The following is a 25664-nucleotide window of genomic DNA, read 5'->3' as shown; positions in this document are numbered from 1 at the left end:
AACTCGCTTTTTTTTGGTTTTAGACAAAAAAAAGCGTCGAATCGTTTTCATAAAGAAAATCGACCCGACGCAAACCTTAACTTTTACTTGACTAAAGAGATGTCAAAAGCCACCAAGTATGAATTATCGTGCATGTTGCTGCTGAAGCTCCTGAATACCTGAGTATATCATAGCGAGCAAGTCCTCCCATTGGTCGGCTTCTATACAGGGAATAGCTAATCTGAGATCCGTATCATTAGCGCAATAGTCCCTACCCCGTAGGCATCTAGCAGGTGGACACGCAGCAATTCCGGATGTACGGTTTTGAGCTTGAGACATACAAAGTAACCTGAATTAAACGGGTATGGCTCCCAGACATCATGGATATTTCCCACTCTCCAGCACCGCCATAGCCTTATGCGCACGTTCTTTGATGATCTGAGTCTTTTCGCTTTTCTGCACCTCATAATCCGGGGATTGCAGCGCATGCAGAACAAAGCTCTGTGATGGATGCGGACTGCTCGAAATGGTAGAACGGATCATTCCCAGTGCCTTTTGCTCCAGTGCCTCCAGCACCTGTTCATTATCCGCACCAAAGGTCAGAAATCCGACGCGCAGACCCGTAACGTATTCTTCCTTAGTGGCTCCATCGATGCGAATGGGCAAAATACGGCTGTGGACACCAACCAGACGGGCAAATAACGATTCCCGCAGCGAGGACCCATAAAACAAGCCAAAATAAGCATCATCCACCAGAACTACGATATGGATTCCAGCCTCTGCCCCCTCAAGAAGAGCGCCGATAATCTGCTCCCCTTCCTCTATGCCGGAAGTGTAGCCTGTCGGATTGTTAGGGAAATTCAGCACAACAATGGCCTTCCCCGCATCCTTCTGTTGTAAAATGGCTTGACGCAGCCCTTCCACATTATATTGGTGCTGCTCATTGAAAGCGGCATATTCCACCATGCGGCTTTCTCGTCTGACACCAAACGTAATCTCGTAGTTTTCCCAGATTTGATCTGGTACGATGACAGGATCATCCGTTCCGGCGAACAAATCTGCCACGATACTCAGACCGTGCGTCAACCCCGTTGTCACAATCGGTGTCCCGACCTTTTTGCCCCCCAGCGACGGGTTTTCACGAAACATTTTTTCCCGCCAAAGCCTGCGCAGCTCCGGTTTGCCCGCCGTAGGGGCATATTCATAAATATCCTTGGGCGCATAATGGCTGAGTGTATCCTGAATGACTTTGAGATGCATGGGCTGCCCATTTTCGACGGCTGTCCCTAATGTGGCGTTATATTTATGCGCTTTGGCTTTGGCTTCGCCGGACTGACTCAGAATCCCCTCCTTAACATAGTAAATCTGTCTTCCCAAACGGGACAACATATCATATACATGCTTGTTTTCAGCAAGCAGCACTTCATTTAGCTGTTGGGCGATTGTATTCATCGGGTTCATCCTCTCTCATTCATATTCAACTTCATTCCTTCAAGCCGCTGCCTGACAGCCCTGCACTGAGCGTGACAGGCTTGCAGAGCGGCATAATGATCTTCGTATAAATGCGGAACCAGGAGGCTCCATCCAGACGGGCCGCTTCCGTTAGCGAAGGAGACAGCTCCATAAAAAACTGCCTGTACAGAAAAATAACCAATCCGTTCTCAATCCCCGGTACGATGATGGCGGTATAGGAGTCCATCCAGCCCAGTTGATCCACCAGACTGTATAGGGGAATGGCAATCATTTCGAACGGAATCATAAACGTGATGAGCACCAGCACAAACATTGCATTTTCCCCTCTAAACTGGAAGAAAGCAAAGGCAAAGGCTGCCATCGAGCCTACTAGTAACCCGAATAGCATCTCGGCCATTGCGGTAAAGAAGCTGTTAAACAGCGTTCGCCCAAACCCTCTTTCGGTAAACAGGCTCACATAAGCTTCACCTGTAACATGAGTAGGAATAAACGTCCTCCAGGTAATTGGAGAGATGAACTTGAATATATCGTCCAGCGGCCGGAACGAGGACACGAATGCAAATGCAAGGGGCAGCAATACGAGCGTGGAGAATTTCGGATTGAATCAAAAAAACGCCGGATCATCTGGATTCCATCTCCAGGCGACCGGCGTCTATTCGTTTAAAGTATTAAAGTCCTGCCAGTTGGCGCAGCTTAATTACGCTCCATATAGCCAAGGATGCTGCTATGCATTTCATTCACAGCCGAAAGCCGTGCGCTGTAACCGAGCAATGTTTCGCCATCAAAATGAGCATGGATGAAACCAGAGGCACGAAGCTTGAAAATATGATCGTGCGTGATGCCCTTCGATAGCTGAAGGTGACGGACAATTTCAATAAAGGTGCGCGGTGTCTGGCTTTGGTACAAATATTTTAAAATCTTAAGCCTGCTTTTCTCCCCCAAGCTCCGGATCATCCGGTATTCCTGTGGGGATAAAAAGTCGTCTTCCTGAAAATAAATTCCCGCCGAATAATGACACAACAGAAGCGATCCAAACCGATAAATGATATTAAGCGGCTGAAAATGGTATTGCGGTACCAGCAGTACCCGCGTCAGCCCATCGGAAGGCTCAAACCGGAAGCCATTGGTTATACGATCCACCCATTCCATAGTGCTATAGGTACCCTTCTCCTTATTTCTCTGCTCGGCTTCCTGTCCCAGCCCAATCAGAATGTTAGCGTCCGCATAGCGAAAGTATTCCTCATACCAACCAGATAGCAACCGTAAAGCAAGACTGCGAAGCTTCTCCATATCGTCAAGCAACGGAATACCGTAGGCTAATGCCTGTTCATTTAGCTCCAGCGCTGTCCGGCTCTCCAGACGATCTACAACCTCGTCAATGCCCCCTTCATCGGAAAGCATACAGACGATCCCGTATATGACCTTCCAATCTGCATTGATTTCCATAGATCCCAGCAGCCCGGACAGATCTGGAGACAGCTTGTCACGCACCTGCTCGGCCCACGCGGATGACAAATCCGTCTTCTTGTATGCCTTGCGGCAAATAAAGGTATGCAAACTGCTCAGCAGTTCAAACACCGGTCCAAATCCCATATGTACATCGTAAGGGGCTTTCACGTCGTAGGTCATCGCTTTCCGTCCTCTTTTCATTCATGTCTGACGTTCATTATACATATTATTGTACATCCGTTCATTCCCAGTGATCCTTGCATACAAATATGAACGAAACAAGCGCCATAATCAAGATACAAAAAAAGCCTGATAGGATCAGACTCCAGTTGTTCCAGCTATGAATTATAAAAAGGCTGTCTCCCGCAATATCGCAAGAGACAACCTTATTTAGCATAAGCCGAACTTTATTGAGTTATTTATTGATAGCTGCTACTTTCCACTCCAGAATTCCGGTAGATGCGGAACCTTTGGATACCATTTCAATTCTTAATTTCGTTGTTTTTACAGGCGTAAAAGTGGTCGTATTATATTGATCTACCACAGTTCCCAATCCTTTGGCCTGCTTGATATTAGACCAGCCTTGACCGTTCCAATACTTAATCTTGTAAGACTTGGGAACATCAATGCCAGCGCCATCTTTGAACCAATAGACATCCGTTTGAGATACCGTATGTTCTTGATCAAAATCGTATTGAACCCATTGCGTTCCCGTTTCAGGCCAGTTGCCATACACGGCATGACTTCTATCGTTGGAATTGGCAGGTTCAAATCCATCATTTAGCGCGCTTATATTTTCCCAGGATGAAGTATAAGAGCTGCTAGCTGTTGCCGCAGGCGCAATGTTCACGATTTCATTAGGATCTGTTTCAATTGGACCCTCGTCGTCTTTAGTCGTGGTTGGGAAACGAGACGTATCCTTTTTGATTTGACTCCAGGTATAACGCAGCATCCAAACATCCCAGTCGGTGATATGATCGGAATTTCCAGCCCACATAATCGTGTTTGTTGGGAAGCCACCCGGTGGACGCTCGTGTTCTTCATAGAAATCGTTTAATCCAAAGCCATGTCCAATCTCATGTTCAGTAATCTCAATCTCATCAGCGTTCACCGTACTCAGAACGTATTCATCATTCATACGCTGTCCCCAGTCGCCGCCGGCTCCCCCCACCGAAATTTTCTGTAGCCCAAAGATACATATCAAAGCGTTTATCCAATCCACCCGGATACGAATAGTTGGGGTCTGAAAAATGCTCAAATCTGGATATTTCATTAGGCGCAACGGGAAGTGCAGCAGGAATTCCTGGTTGTTCAGAAGCTAATCCATCTGCAATAGTATCCGTATAAACAACCTCATCAGGCTGCTTGTCCAGCAGCAGTGAAGGATTAGCAACAGCCCAGCCTACCACTTTAACTTTAATATCCTTATAGGGCCATCCATCATATCCCTGGAGATGCTCCGTCCAATGATTCATCTGACGATCTAGCATTCTAGCAATATCTTGACGCTGTTGAAGCGTAACTGGCTTAGAAGATTGCCAACGCACTACATAATTTAGAGTTCCTTTTCCCGCAAAAATTTGATCAAAAATCAAATTTTTGCGGTTAGTCGAGCCTTCAGTCAGCATTCTATTCTTCCAAACCCACTCCACCGATGATTTGAGATAAGCTGGCATGTCCGCCAATGTCGTATTACTTGTTGCCGCAACCACGGCACTCCCATTCATATGCGCATCCGCTGATACAAAACTAGCATTTCCCATCAGTAATGAACTAGCAATCACCACAGAAAAAGAAGCCGCCATCATTCCTTTTTTCTTCAACATTCGTTTCCCCTCCATAATTAATTCAAAATATTACTTATTGATTAGCTGCTACTTTCCACTCTAAAATTCCCGTGGATGCAGAACCTTTGGATACCATTTCAATTCTTAATTTCGTTGTTTTTACAGGCGTAAAAGTGGTGGTATTATATTGATCTGCCGCAGTACCCAATCCTTTGGCCTGCTTGACATTAGACCAGCCTTGACCGTTCCAATACTTAATCTTGTAAGACTTGGGAACATCGATGCCGGAGCCATCCTTGAACCAATATATATCCATTTGAGATACCGTATGTTCTTGATCAAAATCATATTGAACCCATTGTGTTCCCACCTCAGGCCAGTTTCCGTACACAGCATGACTTCGGTCATTGGAGCTGGTTGGATCAAAGCCGTCATTGAGTGCGCTCACATTTTCCCAAGGTGAAGTATAAGAAGTGCTGTCCGTTGCAGCAGGCCCAATGTTCACGATTTCATCGGGTGATGTTTCGATAGGACCCTCGTCACCTTTAGTCGTGTTTGGGAAACGAGACGTATCTTTTTTGAGCTGACTCCAGGTATACCGCAGCATCCAAATATCCCAGTCGGTGATATGATCGGAATCACCAGCCCACATAATGGTGTTCGTTGGGAAGCCGCCCGGTGGACGCTCGTGTTCTTCATAAAAATCAGTTAAGCCAAAACCATGTCCAATTTCATGTTCCGTGATTTCGATCTCGTCCAAATTCAATGTGCTAAAAAGGTAATCATCATTCACACGTTGACCCCAATCCTGACCGGTTCCTCCTACAAAATTTTCGGTAACCCACAAATACATATCAAAGTGTTTATCATATCCACCAGGATAAGAATAGCGTGGATCCCAATAATGCTCATATCTGGACAAAGCTTCAGGCGCAACCGGGAGTACAGCAGGAATTTCCGGTTTTTCGGAAGCTAACTCGTCTGTAGTCGTATCCGTATAAACGACCTCGTCAGGTTGCTTGTCCAGTAATAGTGAAGGATCAGCAACGGCCCAGCCTACTACTTTTACTTTAATATCCTGATAGGGCTAGCCATCATATCCTTTGAGGTGCTCCGTCCAATGATTCATCTGACGACCTAGCATTCTGGCAATATCTTGACGTTGTTGTAGCGTAACGGGTTTAGAAGATTGCCAGCGTACGACGTAATTCAATGTACCCTTTCCCGCATGGATTTGATCAAAAATCGTGTTGTTACGAGCCGTCGAGCCTTCGGTCAACATTCTATTCTTCCAAACCCATTCCACAGATGATTTGAGATAAGCAGGCATATCAGCCAATGTCGAATCACCCGTTGCTGCAACCGCTACACTCCCATTTTCTGAAGAAGCCGCAGACATGATCGTAGCATTTCCCATCAGCAATGAACTGGCGATCACCGCTGAAAAAGAAGCCATCATCATGCCTTTTCTATTCAACATACATATACCTCCATAACTCTTTAATATAATTACGGTAGTTCTCCTGAAACGATTAATTCAATCACCTCTTTTTCGTGTTTATGTATTGATCTATGAGATCAACGATAATCTATCAATCCTCCTTGTCGTTTTTTGTAAATAATCACAAATCATATTATCACTGGATTATTGCATCGTCAATATTTTCCTTAATGAATTAAATTAGGTATTTTGAGATCATATTGGAACGAATTCGCCCCTTCATGTGCAAAAAACTGGTATTTTGTGAAATGAAAAAACCGCTTCTCCACTAAAATCAATTCCATCACAGAATTTGATTTTGGAAGAAACGGTCCTATTCATCAGCTTTTTTTGCACTATTCTACGTATCTTTTATCGGGTAGGAAAACGAGAGGTATCCTTCTTGACCTGGCTCCAGGTATAACGCAACATCCAGGTATCCCACTCTGTTATCTTGGAAGAATTTCCGGCCCACATAATAGTTGGTGTAGGGAATCCACCAGGCGGACGATCATTTTCTTCATAGAAATCAGGCAAGCCGAATCCATGCCCCATCTCATGCTCCGTAATATGAACTTCATCAGAGTTCAGGGTGCTCAGGATATAATCATCGGGCATGCGTTGTCCCCAGTCACCACCGGCTCCACCTTGAAAATTGGCTGTCCCCCATAAATACATATCAAACCGCTTGTCCAACCCCCCGGATAAGCATAGTTTGGATCTGTAAAATGCTCAAATCTGGAAAGCGCATCAGGAGCAACTGGAAGTTTAGCAGGGATATTCGGGTTCGTTTTGCTTAAATCATCTGTAATCGTGTCAGTGTAAACGATTTCACTTGATTGTTTGTTAAGAATCTGAGACGGATTTGCAACGGCCCAGCCTACTATTTTTACTGTAATATTGTCATAAGGCCAGCCATCATACCCTTTCAACTGCTTATTCCAATTATTGACTTGGCGGCTCAGCATGGAAGCCATATCCTTACGTTGCTGAAGCGTGAGATTTTTGGTAGATTGCCAGCGCACCACATAATTTAGCGTCCCTTTTCCTGCATATATTTGATCAAAAATCAAATTTTTACGGTTGGTCGAGCCTTCTTTGACGATTCTATTCTTCCAAACCCATTCTACGGATGGCTTAAATTTTGCAGGTATATCCGTAGCAGCCAAGCTAACACTCGTGGACTCTATTTCAGAAGTGCTTTCCAAATTAGAGGCTACTGCACCAACATTAGCCCCGCCAACCAGTAAAGAAGCAGCCACTACCAATGAAAAAGAAGCCATGATCATTCCTTTTTTCTTCGGCATTTCTTTAACCTCCATATCATTTTATTTGATTGTTGTATTCATAAAATAGCAATCGAAATCTCTTATCTCTCCCCCTTTCTTTTGTTTTGAAAAAAATTACAATTTTATATTATCATTAGGATGATATGCCGTCAATATTTTCCTTTATAATTTAGAAAAAGGTAATTCTTTTGATCGTTTGACAAATTAAAAACCCCTTCTCTACATAAGAAGGGGTCTAGCATTGAAAGAGTAGACTCACACCTCTACTCTATGGATACTAATGCCGATTCTGCCAGTGAAGCCAGCAGCTTCGCCGTTCCCGGCAACGCGCGTTCGTCCAGATCGAAGGCTGGATGATGCCATTCCTGACTCCCCGAAGTGCCGACAAAGACGAACACACCGGGGATGCTCTTCTGATAAAGCCCGAAATCCTCGCTCGCCGAGGAAGGCACGGGGCGAACGACCTCCAGACCGGCCGCTTGGGCCGCTTGCTCCGCGATGACGGCCAGCTTGCCGTCATTCAGTACAGGTGGCGGTCCTTCGATCCAGCGGATATTCGCTTTTGTGCCAAAAGCATCGGCCACGCCCTTTACGACCTGCTCGAAGCGTTCAGCCACCTGTGCGCGCACGTTCTCGTCGAACGTCCGGATCGTGCCGTCCAGATGGGCACGGTCCGGAATGATGTTCCAGGCGTTGCCGCTGTGCAGCTTCGTCACGCTAATCACCGCGCTGTCCAGCGGGTTGACGCTCCGGCTTACGATGGATTGCAGCGCCGTGATAATGTGCGACGACACGACGATCGGGTCAATCCCTGCTTGCGGCACCGCCGCATGCGTGCTCAGGCCCTCTACCTCGATGTAAAAGCCGTCTGCCGCCGCCATCAGCGGGCCTTCCTTAATGCCGACCGTCCCTACAGGCAGGTCCGGCTTGTTATGCAGGCCGAATATAGCTTGCACATCTGCCAGCACACCGCTGTCCAGCACTTGGGCTGCGCCCTTGGCCTTTTCCTCCGCTGGCTGAAACACAAGGCGAACCGTGCCTTTCAACTCCTGCTCCCGCTCTTTTAACAATACGGCAGCTCCGAAGAGGGATGCCGTATGAAAATCATGCCCACAGGCATGCATCTTGCCCGGATGCAGTGAAGCATAGGGCAAGCCTGTCTCCTCCTGAATCGGCAACGCATCAATGTCCGCGCGAAGTGCCACAATCGGCCCCTCCTGCTGCCCGCCGATTTCCGCCACCAGTCCGGTGCGCAGCGGCACATCAAGAATGGTTATGTTCTGTTCTTCCAACAGACGACGGATATAGGCGGTAGTTTCAACCTCCTCGTTAGACAGCTCGGGATTCTGGTGAAGATGGCGACGAATGTCTACCAGCTTCTGCTCCAAAACCTGCTCCTTCGTCCCGGTTGATCCACTCATCCCTATTCCTCCTTCGTAAATCCAAAATGGTTACAACTTTCTCAAGCCAACAACACCTAGGACTGTACAGGCAGACCAGCAAAAGCTTCATGCAGCAGCTCAAATGAGCGGACGCGCTTTCCGATATCCCGTATTCCTGTCGTTACGATCAGCTCATCAGCCTGATATTTAGCTTGAATTTCCGTCAAAGTAGCATAGATTTCCTCTTTATTTCCCTTGTTAATTTGCGCTTGTGTAACTTCAATCGTATATTCTTCACCCGATTGCTTACCGAACTCCTCTGCACTTTCCAGCGTGCCCACCGTAGCCGTTTTGCCACTGGCCAGATGAATTTTGTACAGCTTGTGCTCACCTGCCAACTCCGCAGCTTCCTCGGAAGTATCCGCTACGATGACCGCCAGCGCAAAAAGTGCCTTCGGCTCACGTCCATGACTATAGTCAAAGGACTCCCGATACGTGCGGAATGCATCCAGTGCAACCTGTTCGTTACTGTTGATAAATTGCGAGAAGACGTAGGGCAACCCGGAACGTGCAGCAATTCCAGCACTGTCTGTACTTGTACCCAAAACGTAAATATCCGCTGGTGTTTCCGGAATCGGATTAGCCTGTAGCCCTGCTAGCGGTCCCTCTTCGGACAGAATATTATGAATATAGCTGCTCACTTCATCAATCTTTTCTTCAAGAGAAGGCGCATCATGCACGTTGCGTTGTAACGCCTGTGTGGATTTCGGTAGACCGCCCGGCGCACGTCCAATGCCCAAATCTACGCGACCCGGTGCAAGAGACGCCAGTACATTGAAATTTTCGGCCACTTTATAAGAACTATAATGCTGAAGCATAACTCCGCCAGAACCGATTTTAATACGCTCGGTGCGTGCCAGCAGATGAGAAATGAGTACCTCCGGCGAAGAGCCTGCAACCTGCTCGGAATCATGATGCTCCGATACCCAAAAGCGTGAAAATCCCAGCTCATCTATACGCTGCGCCAGCTTAATCGTGTTTCGAAGCGCCTGTGCCGCCGTTTCCCCCTCGTGTATAGGGCTTTGATCCAATACTCCGATTTTAATACTCATGTCTCCCTCTCCCGTCTAAATTGAATAGTTATATTCCGGTGTAATCCGTTTCAGAAATTGCTTCGTGCGTTCCTCTTGGGGACGATTGAAAATGTCGTCCGGGCTGCCTTCTTCGATAATGTGGCCATCATCCATAAATACCACGTGATTGGAAACATCCCGCGCAAAGCCCATCTCATGCGTGACGACAATCATCGTAATGCCTTCCTTCGCGATCTTGCGAATAACTGACAGCACCTCTCCCACCAGTTCAGGATCTAGCGCCGAGGTCGGCTCATCGAACAAAATCACTTCCGGGTTCAGCGCCAATGCACGCGCAATACCGACACGCTGCTGCTGCCCGCCGGATAGCTGACTCGGATAATGATTCAGTTTTTCGCTCAGACCGACCTTTTCGAGCACTTCGATACTGATCTTCTTCGCTTCCTCCTGCTTCACCTTGCGGACGACGACAAGCCCTTCCATCACGTTTTCCAACGCCGTTTTATGCTTGAACAGATTGTATTGCTGGAAGACCATGGCCGTTTTTTGGCGTAGAGCCAAAACATCTTTCTTCGCAGGTCGCTTGCAGTTTACCGTAAAATCTCCAATGCTGACCTCCCCGTCATTCGGCTTTTCCAGATAATTGATGCAGCGCAGCAACGTCGTTTTCCCCGAGCCGCTCGGTCCGAGAATGACAACGACCTCTCCCTTATTCACAGTTAAATCAATGCCTTTGAGCACCTCGTGCTTGCCGAACGATTTCGTTATATTTTGCAGACGGATCATGATGCTCTACCCCCATTAAACACATTGATTTTTTTCTCCACCAAGCCGGAAATTCGTTCAATCAGCACCGTCAAACCCCAGAAAATCAGTGCTGCCGCGATATAAACCTCCAGGTACTTCCAGTTTGTAGATGCTAAAATTTCAGCCTGAGCCTGGATTTCCGTGACGGAAACTGTAAAGGCCAGCGTAGAGCCATGAAGCATCCCAATAACAGAATTCGTCAGGTTCGGCAGACTGACCACGAACGCCTGTGGAAACACGATACGCCGCAGCACCTGCCACGTCGTCATCCCGACTGCATAGGCTGCTTCGATTTGCCCCCGGTTTACGGATTGAATCCCGGAACGGACCACCTCGGACATATACGCGCCACTTGTAATCGAGAACGAAATGAGTGCAAATACCATATAGGGAACATCTTTAGAATGAAACGACCAGCCAAAATGCCTGGCTCCCGCATCAATGAACAAAGGTAAACTGAAATAAATAAGCAGCAAATGCATCAGCATCGGCGTACCACGGATAAAGGTAACGTAGCCATGGGAAATCTGGGACAACACAGGCACCTTATAAATTCGGGCCAGAGCCGTTATAATTCCGATGACCAGTCCCGCCAGTACGGAGACCACCGTAATGATTAACGTGTTGGGCAACGCCGAGAACAACCCCAGAAAGGCCGTATATATAAATCCAAAATCCAGACTCATATGCTCTTGCCTCCTTTACTAAGACGGGGGTTCAGATAACGCACCACAAAACTTTTTCGTTTCTTGGGCTCGCTTTGGACTGTGTCCCGATGCTCATGCTTGAGAAGCGTATTTTCCAGTACCTTGAACAGTTTTTGCAAAATCAGGCTGACCACCAGATAAATAAGAGACAACGCGATATAGGTTTCAACAAAATGCTGGGTAGCCGCACCCAGTGTCTGCGATTTCCCCGTCATCTCCATAGCTCCGATGGTAAACGCCAGCGAAGTATCCTTCAAATTGGCGATCACCAGATTGGAAAATACCGGAACCACAACAGCCAGCGCTTGCGGCAATATGATACGTGTAAAAGTCTGATAGCCTGACATGCCGACGGACTGTGCTGCCTCGATTTGTCCCCGATCTACCGCCTCTACACCCGATCGGATAATCTCGGAAATAAAGGCCCCGCTGTTTAGCGCATAGGTCGCTACGGCAAACCACAACACATCCCATCTGGAGGAATTGATATTCACCAGCTTCAGCAGCTCAGGCAAGCCGTAATACACCAGAAAGAGCTGGATCAGAATAGGTGTTCCACGAAAAAATGAAACATACACCTGAGAGACACGTTTGAGAAAAGGAATATTATACATACGAGGCAGCGCAACCAGCAGGCCGATGATTAGTCCTAACAAAAGCGAGCTAGCCACAATAAACAATGTGATGTGTAAATAAGACAGCATTTTCGGGATAAAGCTAAAAACATAATCGATATTAAACTCTCTGCTCATATGCCTGCCTCCTTTCCTATACATCAGCGGTCAGAATACACGGGGTACCCTGACCGCTGAAATATTCAAGCTTATCCTATTTCTTGCTGCTTGTGCCTTCTTTTTTCACATCATCCAGAGACTTCGTGAAATCTTCTCCAAGCCATTTGATGCTCAGCTTCGACAATGTACCGTCGTCCTTCACTTCCTGAATAGCTTTATCCAGATCATCTGCCAATCCTTGCTCATTTTTGTTCAGTACATACAATACATCCGATTGAGTCAAAGGATCACCGACGGTTTTCAGGGCTACTTCTCCTTTTTCATCGGTGTTAAAGCGGTTCGCAAAGTCTGTCGTAATGGTAGCATCTATACGGCCGCTCGTAATCTGTTGCACCGTATCATTGGCTGCACCGCTTGTATAAACAATGTTCAGGGCATCCCCGTGTGTTTTGTTGTATTCCTTCAATACATATGCCGCATTACTGGTCGGACTGGTAAGTATCTTTTTGCCTTTCAGATCATCAATCGATTGAATGGTATTGTTATCCTTCGCTACAGCGACTCTGTTCAGGAAAATACTGTACGGATTTTTGTTGAACAGATACTTCTCTTCACGCTCCGGGTTTTTTTCCATTTGATGCGATACCAGATCAATTTTACCGGCATCCAGACTCAGCAGCAGATTGCCGAAGTCCATCGTTTTGAATTCAAATTCGTATTGAGGCAGGCGCTTGTCCAGCTCCTTGATCAGCTCAACGTCAAAGCCTGTTAAATTTCCATTTTCGTCAATAAAGCATACATTTTTAAATTGAGTGCCTGTACCTACAATAATTTTTTTCACGTCTCCGTTCGAACCGGACGCGCCAGACGCGTTAGACGCATTATCAGAGGAGCCGCAGCCTGCCAACACCAGAATAATCGCCATAACGGATAACATTGCAAACCACTTTTTCATATGAATCCCCCTCGTCTCTTTGTATATCAGCAGTTTGCGACATACATGGCAGCTGCCACATTAATTAATAATTCCTATGAGTTTAATCGGTTTTAGGATGTGACTAATTTAACACCTGCGCTCATTTACGTCAATCCACCAGGCAATAGAACATTTCTATAACACCATTGAAAAATCAAAAGCATATTTGAAAAGAACATTTCATACATTCTGGATTTTTGCAAGCTCCTCACATTTGCAAAAAACGGTTTACAAAACAGCCCCCCGAAAGCCTTCTGTCAATGCATCTGCAAAATCCGAGCTCACCGCACAGTCTTCTTTGGTCGCCACAATGCTAATCTGCATGGACACCCCGGCTACCTCTGGTACATGAATGCGGAACAGTTTTTTATCCTTCACCTCACGGTTCACACAAACGTCCGGCAAAAAGGCAATCCCCGCTTCTTCCAGCACCAGCTTCTTGGCTGTAACCACATTATCTACCTGAAAGGCAATATCCGGCGGTTGCTCCAGTGATTCAAAAGACCGATGAATCCTCATCCAGTCCAATGATCCGCATTCAAAAAACACCAGCGTTTCATGCTGAATATCCTGTATGCTGGCCTTTCCAGTCTTCATAAACGGATGACCGTCGTATACATACAGGGAAATGGGATCTTCATAAAAAGCAAGCGTACGAATGGCCGGATGCATCACTTTACGGACAAAACTAATGTCTACCTCACGGTTCAACAGCTTATGTACCAGTTGATCCGTCGTAGCCGTCACAATTTTGTAGTTAATCTCCGGATAACGAGCGCGGAGCTGCTTTAATATCTCAGGAATGATATAGTTCGACACCGATATCGTGCAGCCGATTCGAATTTGCTGAGGAGTTTTTTTGCGCTGTTGAAGCTTTTGCTTCCCTTTTTGCAGCACTTGAAGCATTTGCTCCGCATAAGGAAGAAACTTTCGTCCATCCTCCGTCAAAATGGTTTGCTTGCTTTGGCGGTCGAACAGCTTGCATTCCAGCTCGCGCTCCAGCGTCTGGATCCGGGCTGTGACAGAGGGCTGTGATAAGAACAACGCATCTGCCGCCTTGTTAAAACTGCCATAATGATTCACGTATACAAAGGCTTCCATATTCTCGATATTCATACACAAGTCCCCCAGTGAGTTTCAAATACATTTTATCCAATGCGCTAACTTGGTTTTTTTGTATCATAAAACTCACTGAACGCCCTGTCAATGTAAAAATTGAAAATATTTATTACTTTAATAGCTCCGTCAGCTCTTTTACAGAGCGATCCAGCCGTGAAACCAGTTCCTCCGACAGCCCGTATGCTCCATCTGGCAAGCGTTCAACCCACTGATCTACCGCATACACACCGCCGAGAATATGTCTTCCTCCCAACGCGTTAAGCACTGGCTTCAAAGCGTAATCAATGACCAGCAGGTGAGCCAGCGTGCCTCCGATAAATAAAGGAAGTACGGGCTTACCTCGCAGCCCCTCCTGCGGCACCAAATCCAAAAATATCTTCAACAAGCCGGAATAGGCGGCTTTGTACACGGGAGAAGCCACGATAATGGCGTCTGCTGCTGCAATCAACGCAAGAGCTGCTGTAATATCGGGACTGTTAAAGTTAGCCCTCACCAGATCCTCGGCTGGCAAGTCGACCACATTCAGCAATATGACCTCCGCTCCAGCCTGCTGCAATTGCTCGGTCGTATAGTTAATCAAGCCGTATAGACGGGATTGTGTAGACGGACTGCCTGACAGGATGACAACCTTAGACATGCTTTTCCCTCCTTCTGTTATGCGTCTATCTTCACTTTAGATTTAGCTGCTGTGTAGCGGTTCTCAGGAATCGGCACACCCAGGTTTTCACGCAATGTGCTAAATTCATAATCCTGACGGTAAATGCCGCGCTCCTGCAAGATAGGCACCACCAGATTTACGAAATCATGCAGACCCGACGGTACATCAGAACCGATAATGAATCCATCTGCTCCTTTTCTTTCAAACCACTCCTGCACCCGATCCGCTACCTGTTCAGCTGTACCGATAAACGCAGTTCTAGGTGTTGCCGAACGTAATGCCACCTCGCGCAGCGTCAGATTTTGTTCTTTGGCCGTCCGTTTGATTTTATCGGTGCCGCTACGGAAGGAATTGCTGCCGATACCATCAAGCTCTGGGAATGGCTCATCCAACGGATACTGTGAGAAATCATGATGATCGAAGAAGCGGCCCAAAAATTTTAACGCAGCCTCAATCGTCACTAAATTGGTAATCTCCTCATACTTACGCTCTGCTTCTTCCGTCGTGCTACCGATAATCGGTGAAATGCCCGGCAAGATGACAATATCCTCTTCGGATCTGCCATAGCGTACCGCCCGTTCCTTCACATCACGGTAAAACTGCTGCGCTTCCTCCAGCGTTTCATGTCCCGTAAATACAGCATCTGCTTCCTTGGCGGCCAGATTTTTGCCATCCTCCGAGGAGCCTGCCTGGAAAATAACCGGCTGCCCCTGCTTGGATCGTCCAATGTTCAACGGACCCTGCACAGAAAAAAACTCGCCTTTATGGTTCAGAGTATGCAGCTTTTCAGGGTCAAAGAACACGCCGGATTCCTTATCACGAACGAACGCATCCTCTTCCCACGAATCCCACAGTCCTTTGGTTACCTGCAAATATTCCTCCGCAATTTTGTAACGCTGTGGATGCGATGGATGCTCGCCTTTATTAAAGTTAAGAGCGGAGCCTTCCAGCGGGGAAGTCACCACATTCCAGCCTGCACGCCCTCCGCTGATATGGTCAATGGAAGAAAACTGGCGTGCTACTGTAAACGGTTCGCTGTAGGAAGTCGATAGCGTGCCAACCAGCCCGATATGCTTCGTCACCCCGGCCAAAGCGGACAAAATCGTAATCGGCTCAAAACGGTTCAGAAAGTGAGGAATGGATTTCTCGTTAATGAACAAACCGTCTGCGATAAAAACAAGGTCAAACTTGCCTTCCTCTGCCTTTTGCGCCTGTGTTTTATAAAATTCAAAATTAACACTCGCGTCCGCAGGCACTTCAGGGTGACGCCAAGTTGTCATGCTACCTCCAACACCGTGAATAATGGCACCAAATTTGATTTGTCTGTCTTTAGCCATGAACTGTTCACACCTCTCTTGAAAATTATTGTTACCCAACGGCTAATCATTTGTTTCAAGGCAGCTATGCCTGCATTCTTTTATAAGTTATTTTTGTACAAAGCAGCGTAGCTACAGACCTTTTTTCGTTACTTATACCGCTTGACTGTAACTTTCCAGCACTTTCCCAAGCTCTTCCAGATCCGGGTTGAGCAGCGCCTCATATTTGTTATCCCCGCCTACCTCAACAACAGGGACAAAGCGAACACCATATTTAGTCTCCAGTACGTCACGCAGGGCATCATTTCCGTCCACCTGAATATTTTCATAAGGCTGATTTTGGGATTCCAGATACGATTTGATCTCTCCACAAAAATGACAGCCTGTTTTACTCCACAATACAACTTTAGGTTTGGATGACATATACATACCTCCGTGAACTTAATGTTTATAATCCCGATGAATTAAATGAGAATTATAGTTATAATGTATCCTGCCCACCCTTTTCCGTCAATCGCCTGTGTAATAGACATTGATAATGCAACGATAGAAAATTTTAATGCGGTAGTTTCTTTGTATACTGGCAAGTATTTCAGCATTTTGCATCATTCGATTCCCAACGCTCGAAAGTACAATAGATAGACGAACTAAACCGTTTCGATCTATCTATTGCTGATTTGAAATCGCTCTTGGGATTGTTGCAAAATGCTTATTTAAATCGTTTAACGGCAGATGAGTTAATTAAAATAAGAGGGATTGGAGTTTAAACGGACCTTGGTGCGGACATGCTTGGAATATCAGCGCACTTGCGGCAGAATGAAATGAAATGAGGTTGAATATATGCAGGATTGGGCCGAGGTTTCTTTGCGCACATTAATGGCTATCGCTATATTATTTTTAATTACCAAAATTCTCGGAAAACGTCAGGTATCGCAGCTTTCCTTGTTTGAATATATAACGGGAATTACGATCGGTAACCTGGCTGCTTCTATTCCTTTGGAACGGGAGTCCTCCTGGTACTTGGGCACTATATCGTTAGCGGTATGGGTTCTGACGACACTGGGCATTGAATTTTTGCAAATTAAAAGCAAGAAGGCCAGAGATTTTGCCGATGGGAAAACCACAATCCTGATCAAGGACGGCAAAATTTTAGAAGACAATCTGAAAAAAGAACGGCTCACCCTGGATGAACTCATGGAGCAGCTGCGGAGCAAGAATGTATTCAAGGTATCTGACGTAGAATTTGCCCTTATGGAGACCAGCGGTGAAGTCAATGTGCTGTTAACCAAAGAAAAGCAGCCCTTAACGCCTAAGGATCTGAATATGCGGCAACTACCGGAGAAGGAACCAACAGCCATTATTATGGATGGACAACTCATGGAGCAGCAAATGGCATACATGGGAATTACTCAGCAATGGATGGATGCAAAGCTGAAAGAAAAGAGCCTGACGGTCAAAGACGTATTTTTCGCGCAGGTGGACCCGCAAGGGGAATTATACATTGACCAATACAGCGATAACGTACAGATGACCAAGGTACAGGACTCTAATCAAGCCGTGCTGACGCTGCTGGAACAATGCACGACTGAACTGCAAAAGCTGGCAACGGGCTCCAGTGAGCAGCAAAGCAAGCAGCTTTTTGAGCAATGCTCACAAAGCTTAAAGCAAGCGATTCAGGAAATGAAGCCGATAAATCCAACTGAACCCTGAGTATACAAGTCTATGACATATGCATACGAGCATGTTAACCCAAAGGGAGCGTCTTCAAGGCCATAAATGGCTGAAAAGGCGCTCCCTTTGGCTTTAATCATTTCATCTATTTTATATTGTAAAAAAATAATCTCGTTCTACCTTGCTCACTCTTAAACCAAACGTTTTATACCATTCAGCTTTCCCTTTCTCCTGTGCTACCTTGTGCAGCTCGTTCTGTTTCCAATTTTTTATAGCGTCTAAGGATTCCCAATAAGAAACCGTGATGCCTACTCCGTTTTGGTCACGAACACTTTCCATGCCCAGAAAACCAGGTTGTTCAGCAGCCAGTTCCTCCATTTTGTCTCCCATCTTTCCATATCCGCCATCTCCTTCAGTACGTTCAGAAGTAAAGATAGCAGCATAATAAGGGGGCTGTGGCGTTTTTGCAATTGAATTCATAGGTACCTCCCAGAAATGAAATGGTTATCAGCTTTTTTCTTAAGTCTGGATTTTGCAAAATCCTCAAGTTCGATTATAACCACAAAACTAAGATAAAAAAAATGAATATATATGATACTATGTATGAATATATTTCATTTAATGTAGGAGGACACATGAATTTGTTTAAATATAAGGTCTTTCTTAGCGTAGTAGAAACAAGAAGCTTCACCAAAGCAGGAGAACTTCTCAAGCTTACACAATCCGCCATTAGCCATGCTGTTTCCGGTTTGGAACATGAATTGGGCTTGACTCTTCTGATTAGAGGACGTTCAGGCATCAAATTGACCAGCAATGGAGAACGTCTGATGAAGCATTTCAGAGAGATCGTACAAATGAACGAAAGGCTTTATCAAGAGGTCGATCTAATCAAAGGACTGGAGACCGGAACCGTCAAAATAGGTACGTTCTCAAGTGTATCCATCCAGTGGTTGCCCGGTATTATCCAAAAGTTTAATGAGCATTTTCCACTTATTGAACTGAAACTGCTCGACGGTAACTACCATAACATTGAGAATTGGATAGCCAGCGGAGAAGCTGATTTTGGCTTCGTTAATCTGCCTGCTTTAGACGTACTGGAAGTACTGCCGCTAAAAAAAGAAAGAATGCTGTGCGTACTGCCATCTAATCACATGCTTCGGGAGCAAACAACCATACGTGTGGATCAACTCCTCGATGAGTCCTTCATTATGCCTGCTTCTGGCTGCGACACCGATGTACGGAGAATTTTTTCACAGCACAAGCTTGCTCCGAAAATCAAATATGAATTAGAAGATGATCATGCCATTATGGCTATGGTGCAAAACGGACTGGGCGTAAGTATTCTTCCGGAAATGATTTTAGTTCAAAATCCTTATGAACTTTGTATTCGACCTTTGGATGGGCCATATTCACGTTCCATTGGTATTGCTGCTGCTTCTTTGAAGAACATGGCTCCAGCCGCCAAAAAGTGTATGAACTTCATTGCTGAATGGATTCGCTAGTAATCAATACATTAATAGCTATACATCCTGTTTAATTCAAAGACAAATAATTATTGCCCGTCTGACCACGGCAAGGGATTTTCAAAGTCAGACCAATCCATGTTCATCTCCGTATCGTTCAGTAGACATTGATCCAGTTCTATTTCCAGGTCCGATTGCTTCATTCCGATACCAATCATGACAATTTCGTTCATGCGGTCACCCCATTGCTCGTCCCAATTGTCCAGAGCTTCAGGGTTGGCTGCGACGATCTCCTGCCGTTCTTCCTCGGACAACGCCGCAAGCCAGCTTCCTGCCGGTCCGAACTGAATAGAGGGCCCTGCCTGGCTGATACTGGCTGCCCAGTCCTGAGGGGTCGCAATCCAGGCCAAACCTTTGGCGCGAACGACCTCCTCCGGCCAGTAGCTCATAAATTCAGCCAATCTGGCAGGATGGAACGGTCTTCTGCGTCGATATACAAAGGAATTGATTCCATATTCGTCCGTTTCCGGTGTATGGCTCTCTAGCTCCAGCTCACGAATCCATCCGGCGGATTGGCTGGCCTTGTCAAAGTTAAACAATCCCGTGTTCAAAATGTCCGAAGGAGCGACCTGTCCCTTGGAAGTACGAATGATTCTGGCTTCAGGCTGCAATCTGCGCAGCACGCCCTCAAGTTTGTCCAGCTCCGCGGGCTGAACCAAATCGCATTTATTCAGAATCAGTACATCACAGGTTTCAATCTGGTCAATCAGTAAGTCCGAAATATCACGCGTGTCGTCTTCTCCCGTAGCCTGCCTGCGATCCAGCAGCGTTTCTCCTGATTCAAAATCATGCCAGAAACGGTTCGCATCGACCACAGTCACCATACAATCGAGCTTTGCCAGGGAAGCCAAATCAATGCCTGTCCCTTCATCGGCGTACGTAAAGGTTTGAGCGATAGGCACAGGTTCGCTGATCCCTGTAGATTCGATTAAAATATAATCAAACTCGCCTTGTTCCGCCAGCTTCTTGACTTCCAGCAGCAGGTCTTCACGCAATGTGCAGCAAATACAGCCGTTGGACAGTTCAACCAGTTTCTCTTCTGTTCTGGACAAGCCACCTTCTTTTTTTACCAGTTCGGCGTCAATGTTTACTTCGCTCATGTCATTGACGATCACGGCCACTTTCATTCCATCCCGATTGTTTAACACATGATTCAAAATCGTTGTTTTCCCTGCCCCCAAATATCCACTCAGCACCGTTACCGGTATTACTTTCTTATTCATTGGTGGTACGCTCCCTTTAATATATGCTCATCTTCATCATACTTTTTTAAATCGTAATAATTACTATTAATATAGGCATTCAGTAATATACATGATCTCTTTCGCCTTGTCAACTGCGAAGAAGCCCTTGAAATGAATCATAAAAAGTTATTAATATATGATAATAACGATACTTAAAGAATAAGGTGAATGTTTTGCGATCAATCTGGCTAGGTGTATTGGCTGCTTTCTTTTTTGCTTTTACTTTTGTTCTCAATCGGTCAATGGAGCTATCAGGGGGGAGCTGGATATGGAGTGCTTCTTTGCGATATCTGTTTATGCTCCCCATTTTATTCGTCATCGTTTTGACCCAACACAAGCTTAAACCTCTTTGGAACGTCATGAGAGAACAAGCGTGGACCTGGGTTCTATGGAGCTTCGTCGGGTTTGGATTGTTTTATGCTCCATTGTGCTTCGCATCAGCTTATTCACCAGGCTGGCTGATCGCTGGAACGTGGCAAATTACCATTATTTCCGGTTCTTTGCTTGTCCCGTTATTTTCTGAAATTGTGCAAACGGAGAACGGTCCTTTAAAAGTACGAGGGAAAATCCCCATTCAGGGACTTATGATGTCTTTGGTTATTTTACTCGGCATTATTCTCATGCAAATCGAACAATCGCAATCCATTTCTGCTCAAGATTTTTTATTCGGTATCATGCTCGGCATGATTCTGCATAGTTATAGTACACATGATATAAAAATCCTCCCTCGGATGAGGCCTAAAAAGACAGATCACGTTTAGCGCAGGGCTATTCTGATCATGATCGCTTATCGTTCAGGTTTTGACAGGGCATTTAGTAAAAAAAGCAGCAGATCCAGGATATATTCCTGATCTGCTGCTTCTTTGCGATTCACTTCTTGTCTTTAATAGGAAGGATGCTAAATTACCATGCGTAGGCTTCCGGCGCAGGTTTGCCGGGGCCAGGGAAAATCTCATTCAGCTTGCTAAGCACATCCTCGCTCAATTTGACCTCAGGCACACGCAGAGCATCCTCCAGCTGATCCAATGTCCGTGGGCCGATAATCGGAGCCGTTACGGCCGGATGAGACAATACCCAAGCCAGCGCAATCACGTCTTCCTTTTCGCCCAGCTCGCGGGACAACGCTGCAAATTGCTCCAGCTTCCCACGATTTTGTTCAATCTTTTCCTTGGAACGTGCGCTACGCGAGCCTGTACCTGCCAATGCATTACGTCCCAGCAATCCGCCAGCCAGCGGGCTCCATGGAATAACGCCGAGTCCCAGCTCCTGGGCCGCAGGTAATACCTCTAGCTCGGCGGAACGCTCATTCAGGTTATACAAATGCTGCTCGGATACAAGCCCCAAAAAACGGCGTGCCTTCGCTTCGGCCTGCGCCACAGCAATATGCCAGCCCGCAAAGTTACTGGAACCGATATAATCAACTTGTCCCCGATCCACAACCGACTCGAATACACCCCACAGCTCATCCCATGACACGTTTCGGTCAATATGATGCATCTGATACAGCTCGATATGATCGGTCTGCAAACGTTTCAGAGAAGCATCCAAATGACGGCGAATTTTGTAAGCTGACAAGCCTGATCCTGCGTTCGGCCCGTCGTTCTCATTTTTCATATCCCCGTATACCTTCGTCGCAAGCACGACCTTCTCGCGTCTTCCGCCACCCTGCTGAAACCAGCGTCCGATAATTTCCTCCGTCCACCCTTTGCGGTCATGACCATATACATTGGCTGTATCAAAGAAATTAATGCCCGCATCCAGCGCAGCATCCATAATTTTAAACGCTTCCTTTTCTTCGGTTTCCGGCCCAAAATTCATCGTGCCCAGACACAACCGACTAACCTTTAAGCCTGACTTTCCCAAGTATGAATACTCCATATTGCCTCCCGCCTTTGCCTAAGAATTTTAAATACCGTAAAAATCCCATGCCAAAAAAAACCATACTCATTTCATTAACCAGAAAACACCACTTTGAAACACCCCGAAATGGTAATATATTTTTTAGCGCATACAAAAAACCCCCACGCACTACCGAAGCAGCAAGCGCGAGGCCATCCCCCCTCATACTACCACCCACCGTTAAAGGGAAAGTGACTTTACAGTGGTAGCCCCAGCGAAGCGGAGGATTTGAATCTGTAGAAGCGCCAGCGATCGTAAGATCAAATCCTTCGCGGAGCCGCCCACACACCGTAACTCTCTCTCTTTTTAACAATCAAGGAATCAATTTAGTCTCTTTCGCTCGCTCAGCCATCTTTTTCGTATACTTGCTGAGCGGCTTCTTAAATACCAATCCAAACAGGAAGCAAACCCCGATAAATACAAACAGCATCACCACATCACGTGTCACCGTCGAAGGCAGCATCCCCCCTACCGTTTCTCGTAACAGACTAACCGCATAGGTGAAAGGAACGAACGGATTCAATGCTTGAAAAAACGGCGTGCTCGTCGCAATCGGGAATGTGCCCCCTGAGCTGGAGAACTGAAGCACCAGCAAGATAACCGCCAGCCCCTTACCGATATTGCCAAACACCGAAACCAGTGTATAGGTCATAGCTGTGAATACGAGACTGATCAGTATGGAGGAAAGTACAAATGAAACTTTGGCATCCACATATGCCCCGAGCAGGAACAAGTCACCGACCGACACGCTAAGCGCCTGAAATATACCGATAGTGGAGAACGTCATAAGCCGTCCGAAGTACACTTGGTAGCTTTTGTATTTACCTTCCGGGTCTTCCACATCTACCCTGAACATCGACACCAGCAGCATTGCACCTACCCAAATCGACAATGTGGTATAAAAAGGCGACATCGCAGAACCATAGTTCGGAATCGGATAAATACGCTCCTGTTTCAATGAAACCGGACTGCCGAGAAAATCGCTCTCCTTTTTCACATCCCCCTTGAGCAATGCAATGGCCCGTCCAAGGGCATTTTCGCCTTTGAGCTTGCGAATCGTGTCTGCGGCCTGACGTATGGAATCCTCAGCAGCAGGAAGATCCGTTCTCACAAAATTGGCGACCTGGTGCACCGCATGTTCTGCCTCAGGAAACTTGTTCTCAATCAGGTCAGCCATTTTGATAAACTGCTGCTCCGCCTTCGGCAAATCGTTGCGCACAAAATCCGCCGCCTGATGAATCTTACTTTTAACTGCTGGCAAATCGTTATTCACGAAGTCCGCTGCTTTGTTTACAGCATTCGTAAATTCGCCCATGCGTCCCTGAATCGTCGTAGCCGCTTCATGCAGCTTTTGCCGGTATTGCGGCAGATCCTGTTGGAGACGGGTCAGTTCTTCCTGACCGAATTGTGCGGCAGCCTGAGCGTCGTTTAATATTTTTTCAATATTCGGCAGCTGCTCTTGGGCCGTATTCAGCACATTCGCAGAATTACGGGCAACGGTCTTTATTTGATCCAACGCTTTTTGAATGGCTGGTGCGTATTCCGTATCATAGTTGCCCAAAATGCTGTCAATCCCCTTGCTGATTTCTCCAGCAAGGCGGTCAGCGTTATCCAGCAGATTTTGTGCAGGCTTCTCGCCGCGCTGAATGGCATCCCCGATGCTTGTAACCGTGCTATTCAAGCGACGGAAACGGCCTTCTACACCGCTCACACGGGAAATGAGCGAATCCAGCGGCTGACTCGGCAAATACCCGTTAACACGGGACAGCAACTGAGAAATACGATCCAGCACTCCCACGGCAGTGGTCAGTCTTCCGCTAACCCGATTCACTGCAGCCTGTGCTGCTTTAGGATCAAAATCAACACCGCGGATGATCCCTGTGATCTCCGAAACTTCATTTGCCATTTGCTGTACCAACTGTAAATCCTCTTTGACCACCGTTCCGATTGAATCAAGCGCACCATCATTTTTATCCAGAAAGTCAAGCAATCCGTTTGTAAAATCCTTGCCCGTATCCGCAATTTTTTGTACTTCCGGCAATGCTTTTTGTGCGGCATTAATGACCTTGAGCGCCGTTTGTGTATCCTCTAGGGCCGTAGCCAATGCGCCTTCTACCTTACCGAAATTTTGGTCCAGCTCCACGATCCGATCTCCGGCCTTTTGAATATCCGGCAGCCTTTTTTGTATATCTAAAATAACCGCCGCCACCTTGTCCAGCTCGGGCAAGTTTTTTTCAATTTTGAGCACCAGATCGCCAGCACGGTTAATTTCAGGGATTTTCTCCTTCAATGCGATGATCTTTTGTCCCTGTGCCTTAATTTTCGGCAAATTCTGCTCCAACTCGATTGCCTGCTTGCCTAACCTGTCGATATCCGGCAGTCGGTTGTTCAGCTCCAACACCCGGTTCTCAATGTTGCGAATGGTTGGCAGCTCCTCCTCCAGCTTCACCCCAGCTTCCTTTAACTTGGTTAGTACGGCCTGACTGGCGGTTTCAATAAAGTTTTGGCTAATCTGATTCGTCAGAGCGGTTGCTCCCGAAGATGTAATTTTCGGTGCGACCGCATTAATTTTTTCATTGACGGCGTAATCAATCTCTGGCTTTTGCGGATTTTCCGTGAGCACGCTCGTAATTTTTTCGGAAAAATCCTTTGGAATGAGCAGACTCGCGTAATAATCTCCATTCAGCACACCTTTTCTCGCTTCTGCTTCGTTGACAAAGGTCCAGCCCAGTTTCTTGTTATTTTGAAGGTTATGCAAAACCTCGTCACCGATATTAATCTTCTTCCCGTTCACCTCAGCACCCTGATCCTGACTCGTTACTGCAATTTTAATACCAGATGTATTCGCATAAGGATCCCACATTGCTTTCAAATTTACCCATGCATAGACGGAAGGCAAAAGAATAATACCAATGACTAATAAAGTCCCGGTTGATACTTTGAATACATTTTTCCAGTCTGTTAAGTAGATTTGCCATATCTTCTGCAACTTCACCACTCCTTGTATGTACATTAACCTGTCGTCCAGTGTTGTATGCACACGTATTGTAAACGATTCGAGCGAATGAAGCCAATTA

20 protein-coding genes and 4 pseudogenes are annotated in these 25664 nt (G+C 46.4%); 3 read left to right on the top strand and 21 right to left on the bottom strand.

Features of this window, described 5'->3' with window-relative positions:
• Positions 1-123: 123 nt before the first annotated feature.
• The 17 genes and pseudogenes from QMK20_RS11320 to QMK20_RS11230 all read right to left on the bottom strand — a co-directional run bounded on the left by QMK20_RS11320 (position 124) and on the right by QMK20_RS11230 (position 16673).
• Positions 124-1431: pseudogene (locus tag QMK20_RS11320) on the bottom strand (aminotransferase class I/II-fold pyridoxal phosphate-dependent enzyme).
• Between the two features lie 31 nt (positions 1432-1462).
• On the bottom strand, positions 1463-1909 hold the full coding sequence (locus tag QMK20_RS11315) for a carbohydrate ABC transporter permease (protein WP_283655776.1): 447 nt from the start codon (positions 1907-1909) through the stop codon (positions 1463-1465).
• Positions 1910-2145: 236 nt separating this feature from the next.
• Positions 2146-3081, bottom strand: a complete 936-nt coding sequence (locus QMK20_RS11310) for a winged helix-turn-helix domain-containing protein (protein ID WP_283655775.1) — start codon at positions 3079-3081, stop codon at positions 2146-2148.
• Positions 3082-3316: 235 nt separating this feature from the next.
• Positions 3317-4727: pseudogene (locus tag QMK20_RS27370) on the bottom strand (discoidin domain-containing protein).
• Positions 4728-4761: 34 nt separating this feature from the next.
• Positions 4762-6168 (bottom strand): annotated as a pseudogene (locus QMK20_RS27365) (discoidin domain-containing protein).
• Between the two features lie 372 nt (positions 6169-6540).
• A complete protein-coding gene (locus QMK20_RS11285; protein WP_283655770.1) occupies positions 6541-6786 on the bottom strand; it encodes a hypothetical protein in 246 nt (81 codons plus the stop codon).
• Positions 6765-7475 (bottom strand): hypothetical protein, encoded by a 711-nt coding sequence (locus QMK20_RS11280; protein WP_283655769.1) that lies wholly within the window; start codon positions 7473-7475, stop codon positions 6765-6767. The genes QMK20_RS11285 and QMK20_RS11280 overlap by 22 nt, the downstream gene beginning before the upstream one ends.
• Before the next feature lie 245 nt (positions 7476-7720).
• Positions 7721-8878: an amidohydrolase gene (locus QMK20_RS11275; protein ID WP_283655768.1), complete on the bottom strand. Its 1158-nt coding sequence runs from the start codon at positions 8876-8878 to the stop codon at positions 7721-7723.
• Positions 8879-8934: 56 nt separating this feature from the next.
• Positions 8935-9951, bottom strand: a complete 1017-nt coding sequence (locus QMK20_RS11270; protein ID WP_283655767.1) for an LLM class flavin-dependent oxidoreductase — start codon at positions 9949-9951, stop codon at positions 8935-8937.
• Between the two features lie 15 nt (positions 9952-9966).
• The gene (locus QMK20_RS11265; protein ID WP_283655766.1) at positions 9967-10719 is read right to left on the bottom strand and encodes an amino acid ABC transporter ATP-binding protein; all 753 of its coding nucleotides are present in this window, start codon (positions 10717-10719) and stop codon (positions 9967-9969) included.
• Positions 10716-11426, bottom strand: a complete 711-nt coding sequence (locus tag QMK20_RS11260; RefSeq protein ID WP_283655765.1) for an amino acid ABC transporter permease — start codon at positions 11424-11426, stop codon at positions 10716-10718. Before QMK20_RS11260 ends, QMK20_RS11265 begins: the two co-directional genes overlap by 4 nt.
• Positions 11423-12199: an amino acid ABC transporter permease gene (locus tag QMK20_RS11255; RefSeq protein ID WP_283655764.1), complete on the bottom strand. Its 777-nt coding sequence runs from the start codon at positions 12197-12199 to the stop codon at positions 11423-11425. The genes QMK20_RS11260 and QMK20_RS11255 overlap by 4 nt, the downstream gene beginning before the upstream one ends.
• Positions 12200-12275: 76 nt before the next feature.
• The gene (locus tag QMK20_RS11250) at positions 12276-13136 is read right to left on the bottom strand and encodes a transporter substrate-binding domain-containing protein (protein ID WP_044645549.1); all 861 of its coding nucleotides are present in this window, start codon (positions 13134-13136) and stop codon (positions 12276-12278) included.
• A 249-nt stretch (positions 13137-13385) separates the two neighbouring features.
• Positions 13386-14273: a LysR family transcriptional regulator gene (locus QMK20_RS11245; RefSeq protein WP_283655763.1), complete on the bottom strand. Its 888-nt coding sequence runs from the start codon at positions 14271-14273 to the stop codon at positions 13386-13388.
• Positions 14274-14385: 112 nt separating this feature from the next.
• Entirely contained in the window at positions 14386-14913 is a 528-nt protein-coding gene (ssuE, locus tag QMK20_RS11240) for an NADPH-dependent FMN reductase (RefSeq protein ID WP_283655762.1), read from the bottom strand.
• Between the two features lie 17 nt (positions 14914-14930).
• A complete protein-coding gene (locus QMK20_RS11235) occupies positions 14931-16271 on the bottom strand; it encodes an LLM class flavin-dependent oxidoreductase (protein ID WP_283655761.1) in 1341 nt (446 codons plus the stop codon).
• A 132-nt stretch (positions 16272-16403) separates the two neighbouring features.
• The gene (locus tag QMK20_RS11230) at positions 16404-16673 is read right to left on the bottom strand and encodes a glutaredoxin family protein (protein ID WP_044645553.1); all 270 of its coding nucleotides are present in this window, start codon (positions 16671-16673) and stop codon (positions 16404-16406) included.
• A 417-nt stretch (positions 16674-17090) separates the two neighbouring features.
• Between QMK20_RS11230 and QMK20_RS11225 the strand changes: the two genes are divergently transcribed.
• A complete protein-coding gene (locus QMK20_RS11225; RefSeq protein ID WP_283655760.1) occupies positions 17091-17960 on the top strand; it encodes a DUF421 domain-containing protein in 870 nt (289 codons plus the stop codon).
• 111 nt (positions 17961-18071) lie between these two features.
• On the opposite strand, the gene QMK20_RS11220 is transcribed toward QMK20_RS11225, so the two are convergent.
• Positions 18072-18401, bottom strand: coding sequence for an antibiotic biosynthesis monooxygenase family protein (locus QMK20_RS11220; RefSeq protein WP_283655759.1), 330 nt, complete (start codon positions 18399-18401; stop codon positions 18072-18074).
• 155 nt (positions 18402-18556) lie between these two features.
• Between QMK20_RS11220 and QMK20_RS11215 the strand changes: the two genes are divergently transcribed.
• The gene (locus QMK20_RS11215) at positions 18557-19423 is read left to right on the top strand and encodes a LysR family transcriptional regulator (protein ID WP_283655758.1); all 867 of its coding nucleotides are present in this window, start codon (positions 18557-18559) and stop codon (positions 19421-19423) included.
• A 50-nt stretch (positions 19424-19473) separates the two neighbouring features.
• On the opposite strand, the gene QMK20_RS11210 is transcribed toward QMK20_RS11215, so the two are convergent.
• A complete protein-coding gene (locus tag QMK20_RS11210; protein WP_044645557.1) occupies positions 19474-20667 on the bottom strand; it encodes a GTP-binding protein in 1194 nt (397 codons plus the stop codon).
• Positions 20668-20861: 194 nt separating this feature from the next.
• Here QMK20_RS11210 and QMK20_RS11205 point away from each other — a divergent pair.
• A pseudogene (locus QMK20_RS11205) lies at positions 20862-21365 on the top strand (multidrug resistance efflux transporter family protein); the annotation flags it as partial.
• A gap of 226 nt (positions 21366-21591) precedes the next feature.
• Here QMK20_RS11205 and QMK20_RS11200 read toward each other — a convergent pair.
• Both QMK20_RS11200 and QMK20_RS11195 read right to left on the bottom strand, forming a co-directional pair.
• Positions 21592-22566 carry an aldo/keto reductase gene (locus QMK20_RS11200; RefSeq protein WP_283655757.1) on the bottom strand — a complete coding sequence of 325 codons (975 nt, stop codon included), beginning with the start codon at positions 22564-22566 and terminating at the stop codon, positions 21592-21594.
• A gap of 334 nt (positions 22567-22900) precedes the next feature.
• A complete protein-coding gene (locus tag QMK20_RS11195; protein ID WP_283655756.1) occupies positions 22901-25576 on the bottom strand; it encodes a YhgE/Pip domain-containing protein in 2676 nt (891 codons plus the stop codon).
• Positions 25577-25664: the final 88 nt, after the last annotated feature.

It is taken from the genome of Paenibacillus sp. RC334, from assembly GCF_030034735.1.
In the GTDB taxonomy this organism is placed as follows: domain Bacteria; phylum Bacillota; class Bacilli; order Paenibacillales; family Paenibacillaceae; genus Paenibacillus; species Paenibacillus terrae_A.
This window is presented reverse-complemented; position numbering and strand designations above follow the sequence as displayed.